The 7,723-nt window shown below is 60.0% G+C and carries 12 protein-coding genes and 1 pseudogene; 7 read left to right on the plus strand and 6 right to left on the minus strand.

Annotated features, from left to right (window positions below):
- Positions 1 to 581: 581 nt before the first annotated feature.
- The 4 genes from GGR46_RS25050 (at position 582) to GGR46_RS25065 (ending at position 2,594) form a co-directional block, all read left to right on the plus strand.
- Entirely contained in the window at positions 582 to 1,016 is a 435-nt protein-coding gene (locus GGR46_RS25050) for a hypothetical protein (protein WP_221263027.1), read from the plus strand.
- Between the two features lie 22 nt (positions 1,017 to 1,038).
- Positions 1,039 to 1,572 (plus strand): hypothetical protein, encoded by a 534-nt coding sequence (locus tag GGR46_RS25055; protein WP_184000835.1) that lies wholly within the window; start codon positions 1,039 to 1,041, stop codon positions 1,570 to 1,572.
- Positions 1,573 to 1,959: 387 nt separating this feature from the next.
- Positions 1,960 to 2,145 carry a hypothetical protein gene (locus tag GGR46_RS25060; protein ID WP_184000836.1) on the plus strand — a complete coding sequence of 62 codons (186 nt, stop codon included), beginning with the start codon at positions 1,960 to 1,962 and terminating at the stop codon, positions 2,143 to 2,145.
- 224 nt (positions 2,146 to 2,369) lie between these two features.
- Positions 2,370 to 2,594 carry a hypothetical protein gene (locus GGR46_RS25065; RefSeq protein ID WP_184000837.1) on the plus strand — a complete coding sequence of 75 codons (225 nt, stop codon included), beginning with the start codon at positions 2,370 to 2,372 and terminating at the stop codon, positions 2,592 to 2,594.
- A 233-nt stretch (positions 2,595 to 2,827) separates the two neighbouring features.
- Here the strand turns inward: GGR46_RS25065 and GGR46_RS25070 are convergent, their stop codons facing one another.
- The 4 genes from GGR46_RS25070 to GGR46_RS25085 form a co-directional block, all read right to left on the minus strand.
- Positions 2,828 to 3,349, minus strand: a complete 522-nt coding sequence (locus tag GGR46_RS25070; protein ID WP_184000838.1) for a hypothetical protein — start codon at positions 3,347 to 3,349, stop codon at positions 2,828 to 2,830.
- Positions 3,276 to 3,755, minus strand: coding sequence for a hypothetical protein (locus GGR46_RS25075; protein WP_184000839.1), 480 nt, complete (start codon positions 3,753 to 3,755; stop codon positions 3,276 to 3,278). The genes GGR46_RS25070 and GGR46_RS25075 overlap by 74 nt, the downstream gene beginning before the upstream one ends.
- A gap of 49 nt (positions 3,756 to 3,804) precedes the next feature.
- Positions 3,805 to 4,179 (minus strand): hypothetical protein, encoded by a 375-nt coding sequence (locus GGR46_RS25080; RefSeq protein ID WP_184000840.1) that lies wholly within the window; start codon positions 4,177 to 4,179, stop codon positions 3,805 to 3,807.
- Positions 4,180 to 4,244: 65 nt separating this feature from the next.
- Complete coding sequence (locus GGR46_RS25085) at positions 4,245 to 4,685, minus strand: helix-turn-helix domain-containing protein (RefSeq protein WP_184000841.1); 441 nt, start codon at positions 4,683 to 4,685, stop codon at positions 4,245 to 4,247.
- A 193-nt stretch (positions 4,686 to 4,878) separates the two neighbouring features.
- On the opposite strand from GGR46_RS25085, the gene GGR46_RS25090 reads away from it, so the two are divergent.
- Together GGR46_RS25090 and GGR46_RS25970 are read left to right on the plus strand one after the other, a co-directional pair.
- Positions 4,879 to 5,328, plus strand: a complete 450-nt coding sequence (locus GGR46_RS25090) for a thermonuclease family protein (protein WP_343058364.1) — start codon at positions 4,879 to 4,881, stop codon at positions 5,326 to 5,328.
- 273 nt (positions 5,329 to 5,601) lie between these two features.
- Positions 5,602 to 5,664, plus strand: a pseudogene (locus GGR46_RS25970) (hypothetical protein); the annotation flags it as partial.
- 24 nt (positions 5,665 to 5,688) lie between these two features.
- Here the strand turns inward: GGR46_RS25970 and GGR46_RS25670 are convergent.
- Both GGR46_RS25670 and GGR46_RS25100 read right to left on the minus strand, forming a co-directional pair.
- A complete protein-coding gene (locus GGR46_RS25670) occupies positions 5,689 to 5,832 on the minus strand; it encodes a hypothetical protein (RefSeq protein ID WP_184000842.1) in 144 nt (47 codons plus the stop codon).
- Positions 5,833 to 5,995: 163 nt separating this feature from the next.
- Entirely contained in the window at positions 5,996 to 6,691 is a 696-nt protein-coding gene (locus tag GGR46_RS25100; protein WP_184000843.1) for a recombinase family protein, read from the minus strand.
- 697 nt (positions 6,692 to 7,388) lie between these two features.
- On the opposite strand from GGR46_RS25100, the gene GGR46_RS25105 reads away from it, so the two are divergent.
- The gene (locus tag GGR46_RS25105) at positions 7,389 to 7,538 is read left to right on the plus strand and encodes a hypothetical protein (protein ID WP_184000844.1); all 150 of its coding nucleotides are present in this window, start codon (positions 7,389 to 7,391) and stop codon (positions 7,536 to 7,538) included.
- Positions 7,539 to 7,723 lie beyond the last annotated feature (185 nt).

Consider the following 7,723-nt stretch of genomic DNA (forward strand, 5'->3'; position numbering starts at 1 on the left):
CGCAACCGCGCAGCTTGCTGTCGATCGCTAGGTCAAACAGCGCCCTGTCACGAACGCGGCCCTCTCGATCCAGGAAGAAGCGAACGGCCCAGATTCGCTTCTGTGTCAGCGGTCGCTTGGCCCCGACAGTCTTACCCGCGTTCCACGCAGGCCGGCACTGCACGGCAGGATCATAATGTGAATGTCCCACGGTTTGTCTCCACGGCCGTAATTGGCCGTTAAGGGAACGCGCCGAACTAGCTGGTCGCGGCCGCGATCGGCAGCGTCCGCCCCACCGCTGACGTTCGGAGAGTTTGCGACGATGCTCGGAAGCCGCCATTCGCAGAGGATGCCGAACTGCAACAACGGGCGCGCTATTCCTGAGGCAAGGTCAGTAATTTGCTCTGGGCGCGTGCTGGCGCGTAGCGCTCAAGCGGTAGCCTAACGCAGACGACGGGGCTGAGGTGCTGTTGCGTCCTAGTTGATGGGTCTTGGGAAAAACGCTTCCACGATACTGCACCAGTAACCCAAGCTGTGATTGGCAGACTTGAGGCACAGAAATCTTATGATAACAATGACAGGAACATTTCGGGGGAATTGTCGTGATTCGTATTGGCTCAATAGTACTTGCCATCGCTGTCGCCGCGGCGCCCCCGGCTTTCGCGCAAAAGGCCGACAAGGACAGCGCGAACACTTTGACGCACGGCATGGTGCAGATGACGCTTAAGGTCGGCACTACCAGCCAAGCTGAGGTTCTCGAGGCGTTCGGTGCACCTAACATCACCACCATGGACGGTAGCGGGAGCGAGATGTGGGTCTACGACCGGCACGCTACGGTGTCCTACGATAAGTCCTCGGGCTTCTCGATCGGCATCTTTGGTGGCGGCGGTGGTGGTGGCGTAGGAGCCGGCGGAGGCCTGGGGTTCGGATCAAGCAAATCGAAGTCGACACAATCCTCGCGCACAATGACGCTCATCATCAAATTCGATGACCACCACGTCGTCAGCGACTTCAAGAGCCGCAGCAGCTCATTCTAAATTGCACATCAAGGGGGATATCATGAAGAAGGCGATTATCGCGGCGGGGGCCGCAATGCTGATCGTGTCCGTGCCGGCCTATGCCCAGAAGCACAAGAAGGATGCACCGACCGCGCTGGAGCTCCAGGCTCTGCAGTCGCGTGACGTGGAAGCATCGAAGGACATCGTTTTCGGAGCCGTCATGAGCGTGCTGCAGGATGCAGGTTATCGGATCCAGTCTGCGGACAAGGACACCGGTCTGATTACCGGCATTTCGTCGACTAAGTCCAAGCTGACGTACAACCTGCTGACGGGGTTCGGGAAGTCCAAGAAATCGCCGATCGTCTCGGCCTATGTCGAGCAGCGTGGTCCCGGAATCACGAATGTTCGCCTGTCCTTTGTGATGGCGAAGATGAAGGGCACGATCTACAGCTCCGGCCTGCAGGACGAGGAGCCGATCTACGATCCGGTCACCTACACCTCCGCCTTCGAGAAGATCAATCAGGCTGTCTTCATCCGTCAAAATATGATGGATAAGCCGGCACCGACCCCGACGGCCGCGACCACTACCAACTGACAAGCCCCGGAGCCGGGGCCCCTGATATCCATCCCCGGCTCCACCCTCTCGCTGACGTTTTAGACACTCCGCCGGCCTCCCTCGGGTGCATCGAGGACCTAGAGAGGCCAATCCGGCCCACATCTGCCGTAGGCGGGCCTGACCGTCCCCGGTACGTCACGGGATGGGATGTTGTTCCATGACCGCGCCATTATCGCCGGACCGGCGCATCACGGCGGATGGGCACTTTGTTGCCCGCGCCCAGGTATGGCGTGCCGATCCCGCATTGGCGGCCGCCTGGAATGCCGAGCAGACCGCGCTGATCCGGTCGCTCGTGGATGCGTCCACGGGTCGGTTACGACGACCGATGCGAATGTCCGCCTGCTCGCGGCACGGTTCGAAAGCGGGATGCTGCTCCTCGAATCGATCGGAACCAGCATCGGCGCGTTGCGGAGCGATCTCGGGAAGGTGCTCGAGCTGCTCGATTCCGAGCGTGACGGACCTGCCGCATCGCCGCCGGAACGCCAGCCCGTGCGGTCTCTGCCCCAGCCGCCTGCTTCGCGGATGACCAAGGTGAAGAATGCGCCACAATGATCTTATTTGTAGAGATTATGGTTTACGCGGCAACCATCCCAGCAGAATCCGTTCGCAGCCGATCCAAGCCCGAAATAGAGGGCAGCGCCTCCGAGGATTCTAGTCACCTTCGCGCAATGGGTGAAACACGATTTCGAAGACCTTCTCACCGGTTCCCTGGACATGACACTCGGCACTGTGAAGGGCGGCGATATCCCCAGAGCTTCCCGCGGAACTTCGTCATCATGCGCGACCTCTCTCCCTATGGGAGGCAATATCTGATCGACCAGGATCGCAAGCCGGTCGATAAGGCGGCTGCCCAATTTGCAGCCAGCCTAGGCAATGCTGCCTTCATCGCGGAATATCGCGCGGTATTGACCGCCTTCATCGCCCAGCACCAGAACGACGCCGACCCTGCGCTGATCGCGAATTACCGGGCACAACTCGATGCGCTGCCCCGCGCTGATTAAGGCCGGCTTGTCGCCATCCCCTTACCGGCTCGGATCATTCAAGTCCTCCGGGTCCGCGTATCCCCTCTATGTTCTATATGCGCAGGACGATGACTGACTGGTGCAGCTTCCCATCCAATAGCCGTCACTATGAAGGGGCCAAACGCCAGCGGCTTTCGGGATCACCGACCAATCGGGCGAACGAACGCTCTGGGGCAGTCTGATTTTACGGATGAGGCACTTTTATCCCTGCTTTATCCCTGCTCAACACCTTCACTAGGCGCTGGCGGAAGATAGCGGAAGACCCAGGCCTCCAGCCGCTCCGCCACCTCGGGTGCCAGAACCAGGAAACTCCGACGTCTATCGCGCACATCGCGAACCCGGACGACTGCTCTCGCATCCTCCAAGCTGGTTATCCAGCGCAACGCAGTGGTTGGAGGAACCGCAGCCGCAATGCAGGCGCTCGATATCCCGACCGATCGGCCCTCATGCTGGGATGCTAGGAGATCGAGCAAGATGTCCCAAGCCGGATCTTCGAACCAACCACCGCCGAGGATCTCGTCGCGCTTGCGGCGCCCGCTCAGATAGGTCCGGACCCGGTTGGAGATCTGGCTCTCCGCAATCACCGCTGCCAGCACCGGACGCGAAACTCTGCTCTCCGCCGCAAAATTCTCGCACGTCTCGGCAAGCGCTCGAAGATGTCTAGCGACGCTCGTCAGTTCGCGTACCGGCTGGGAAACCCCATCCACGCGCATGGTCTCCAGCGGCGGGTTCATCGACCACCCCCGCCCGTCGATCTAGCAACGCTCCACCTGCCATGACGAGGAGCATGGGGACCGACCAGAAGCCCTGCAGAACAAAATAGAATTCGAACATATAGCCCGGCACGAACAGGCTCGCGATATGCGATGTCACGGTCACGACATGAAAGCCAGCGACCCATAAGGGAAACCAGCGATCGGCCTTGAGTGCCACCCACCAGAGCGCCATCAGGACCACAGCATCCACCGCAAAGGTAGCCAGCGCTGTGTGATGCCAGTCCCGGTCGAGAAAGGCGGCCGGCACGGTGGCGAGGCATCCGAGGAGATAGACGATAGCGATGCGGATGCCGTGCCGGCCGCCATATCTCGCGGCAATAGCGCAGCACAGCAGCGTCAGGGCCCAGAAGGAGAGCGCGATCATCGTTCCAATTCCCGAGCATGTCGGCCCTCCCCCGGTCAAGACAACGCGTTCAGGCGGCCTGGATGTCGCTGCTGAGCGTGGCGCCGGTGAAGAACTCGATCCCGTCGGTGCCATCCACCTTGCTAGGCGCTCCCGCGGGGCACCCCAACGCGACTTCGCGCTGATCGCTCTGTTCCTTCACGGCGAGCATCCGGGCAACGATCTGGCGCATGTCCTCGCGTCCCTCGATGAGCTTGCTGCCATGCGCGATGATACGAGCATAGATGCCCTGGCTGACGTGGAGCGGCACATCGGAACTCCTGGCGCCCTCGAGGACAGCCGCGAAAAGATTGCAATGCGCGAGCAGCGCCTGGTCGGTAGCGGCCAGGATGTTGCGGGTTTCCGCCGTGACGACGGGCAGCATGGCGGACGGGATTCTAAGCATGACTATTCCCCCCGCAGGAAGCGTGGCTTCCCGCGTTGTTGATACATGGCAGTTGATCGAAAGGGCTAACGCACCGCCCAGAGAAGCGTGGATACGCCGAGCGTCATCAGAATGAGCACGACGAGACAGAGCAACGCGACGCGAAGGATTGCATAGCTCTTGGCTTCCCAGTTGAGTTCGTTGCGACTCCCTCCCAGTGGTGGCACCAACCTCTGCCACCATGTCGGGTGGTTCAGGCCGGTGCCCTGAACTGGATCTGTTTCCGGCCGCTCGGCAAGTTCCACCGGCTTACTAGGAAGCGGCTTACCAGCCTCATGAGCCCGCAACAGACGGGCGGCTTCGTTGCGATTGTCGAGCCCCAATATCTCGTTTGCACGGTCGATATGATTGTCGACCGTCGAGGGGCTGATCCCAAGACGACGCCCAATCTCCTTCGACGTATAGCCATCCGCCACGAGACGCAGACAATCTTTCTGCCGCCCGGTCAGGCGATCGATCGCGTCCATGCGGCGCCACGTGCTCCCATTATTCGCCTGGGCCTTGTTGCCGCTCGCCGATTCAGTTCGCAAGGAAGAGAAGACACGGCAATGGCAATACCGACACGACTACTGCTGGAATTATCGGCGAACGATCCGTTCCGGACCTCGGGCATGAACCAGTGCTGTTGCGATTTTCAGCCCCAGCCGGCAGAAAAAGTCGATGATCCACAACCGGTCCACTCTCGCGATCCTGAGCACCGCTGCTATTGCAGGTATCCTGGTCGGCGTGGCCCCGTCCCTTCTCAATGCGAGTGCTACCGCCGCCCGAGGAGGAACCTGCCGGGTGGTCGATGGCGATACGCTGCGCTGTGGAACCGAGCGCGTCCGCCTGCTCGGCATCGACGCACCAGAACTGCTGGGCCACTACCAGGCAGGACGCGCTTGCGCACCGGGCGATCCGATCGCATCGACCCGCAGCCTGCGCGAGGCGCTTGCCGACCCGATCATCATCGATCGGATCGGATCGGACCGTTACGGAAGAACGCTTGCCCTAGTGCAAGGCGCCAGGGGCGATCTGTCCTGCTGGCAACTCGCCAATGGCGCGGCGATCTACAAGCCGAAATGGGACAAAGGGGGACGCCTCGCCCAGATCTGCGGCGCAGCAAGGTGATCAACGAACGAGAACTCTGGGCCTGCGCCGATCTGCTCCTGCGCCGCCATGGCGAACGAGCGAGATTCGCTGTGGGACAGCGCGCGGACGAATTGCTGGCTCAGGGAGAGATGGAGGGTCACCGGACCTTCATGCGCATCCTCGATTGCATTCACGCCCTCGAAATGGATTCCCCTCCGGGTAGGGTCCACTGACCTCCAGGGCGGGACGACGGAAAGCCGCCATCGCCTGACCGGCCTGCTCCTGGAGGCTCCTCGCGGATACCTGCTCCAGATGGACGATGGCGGCACATGGGCGCTCGACCTGGATCGGTCAGCTAAAAATATGCTCGGTCAACGTGTGACGATCGAGGATACGAGATCAGGATTCGACCGCATCGATATCGACTCGATCGGAATCCCGGCTGCGCAGTGCTGCCTTACGCCGGAACGCCCAGACCAGTGCGGCCAAGCTGCTGATCACATATGCCAGCCCCATCAGCTGGCCTTCGCTTAAGAAACTCATCTCGACTCTCCCGTTGGGAGTCGATGCATGTTCACTTAACGTTCCTACATTGCAACCGGCAAAATCAACAAGCGCTCAATAGCGCTCCTCGCGCCCCGGATCGACCTGGGGCGGAAACCCCAGCAGCGCGCGCTGCTGCACCCAATCCATGGGAATGCTAGTGTTAAGCAGCTTGCGCCGCGTCAGATCGGTAGGCTGCCTTCGATCGCAAGCCTTGAGCCCGCATATGGACAGTAACCTTGTTGGACGTGCCAAGCTCCAGATAGAGCCGATGGATCTCGCGCACCGTCACTGCTTCAACTTCGTTCACGACCAGATGGCGATCAACGAGATCATATCCATATGGCGCAGCTCCACCAATCCAGCGCCCCGCACGCCGCAGCGCGTGTGCCCTGTCGCGGATGCGGTCCGAAATCATCTCACGCTCAAACTGGGCAAAGGTCAGCAGGATGTTCAGGACCAGCCGACCAAGGCTATCCTGGGTATCAAACGACTGCGTCACGCTAACGAACGTCACTTCATATTGGTCGAGCAGGTCTATCAATCGGATGAAGTCCGACAGCGAGCGCGTCAGACGATCCAGCTTGTAGATGACTATTACATCGACCAAACCTTGCTCGACGGCGCAGAGGAGCCGGGTCAGGTTCGGGCGGTTCAGGTTGCCGCCGCTATAGCCTTCATCTTCGTAGATTTCGGGAGATTCCCGCCATCCGCGATGGCGCTGCGAACGTATATACGCCGCGCAAATATCCCGTTGAACTTCCAGACTGTTAATGTCCTGATCCAGCCCGCGTTTAACGCTCTTTCGTGCATAGATTGCGCATCGCACCGGTCTGGTTCCGCTATGAGGCAATGGCATCGATCATTCCCTTCGGATCGAGCCCCCTTGCAGCGATTATACGCCTGCAGAGTTCGCTTTCGATGCCCGCGCCTTCTGAGCTAGGTCGCCTTGTGGGAACCGGCCCTTCATTCGGCTGGCAGCTGTGCTGCCGCTAACGCCCACAAGCTAGCATTAAGGGCCGACCTGCACGAACCGCCGAATTTGGGCCGGTTGTAGACTGCAGCTTCCAGGCATTAGAGGCGGAAAGCAGACCAATGCCCCCGAGCCTACGGAAGCTGTCAAGAACTCTGTCCCCGGATGTTCACGGTGTTTTTGGAGCTTTTTAAAATCCGACGATCATTCAGGTTAGGCCAATGAGGGTCTGACGCGAGCCCGTCATCGCCGAATGGCTCAGGAAGCCGATGTTCTACTAAGCCGTGGACGCGCCATGAGAAGCCACGAGAACGGTCATTTTTTGAGCCTCGGGATATTGACGTGTGCGACGAAATGCGCCGAAACGGATCTTTCATCGAGATTATATCCGTTACGGATGTGGACCAATATGGTCCGACGGGATAACCCTCTCCAAGGGGCAATGCGTTCGGTACGACTTGTGCCGCATGTCGATGCTTGGATCGAAGGGGGTAGTGTGCGTTATTTGAAGCAGTTGGCTCCGCCAATTTTCTTCATCGTGCTTGGTGTCACGACCTTGTCGGCTACGGCGTCCTCACCGCCAATGAATGAAACCGTCAACTACAGCTATGACGAGCTGGGCAGGCTGGTGAAGGTCGAGAACAACGGCAGCGTGAACAACAACGTCGTCTCGAACTACGTCTATGACAAGGCGGGCAACCGAACCAACGTCAAGGTCACGGGCGCGCCCTGAGGGGTGCTTGGGCGGGCTGACGTCTGAAGCAAGCCGGCCGCCCATCAAACCAATACACTCATAGCTGAGGCACGCGCCGCGCCGCTGCGATGCGGGAGGCAATCTCTCGACCAGTTGAGTGGTGCCCGAGAAATCCACGCGGGGGTACATGACAAGTTCTGGAAAACTGCGCGCTGCGCTTTTGG

Source organism: Sphingomonas kyeonggiensis (assembly GCF_014196745.1).
GTDB classification, from domain to species: Bacteria; Pseudomonadota; Alphaproteobacteria; order Sphingomonadales; family Sphingomonadaceae; genus Sphingomonas; species Sphingomonas kyeonggiensis.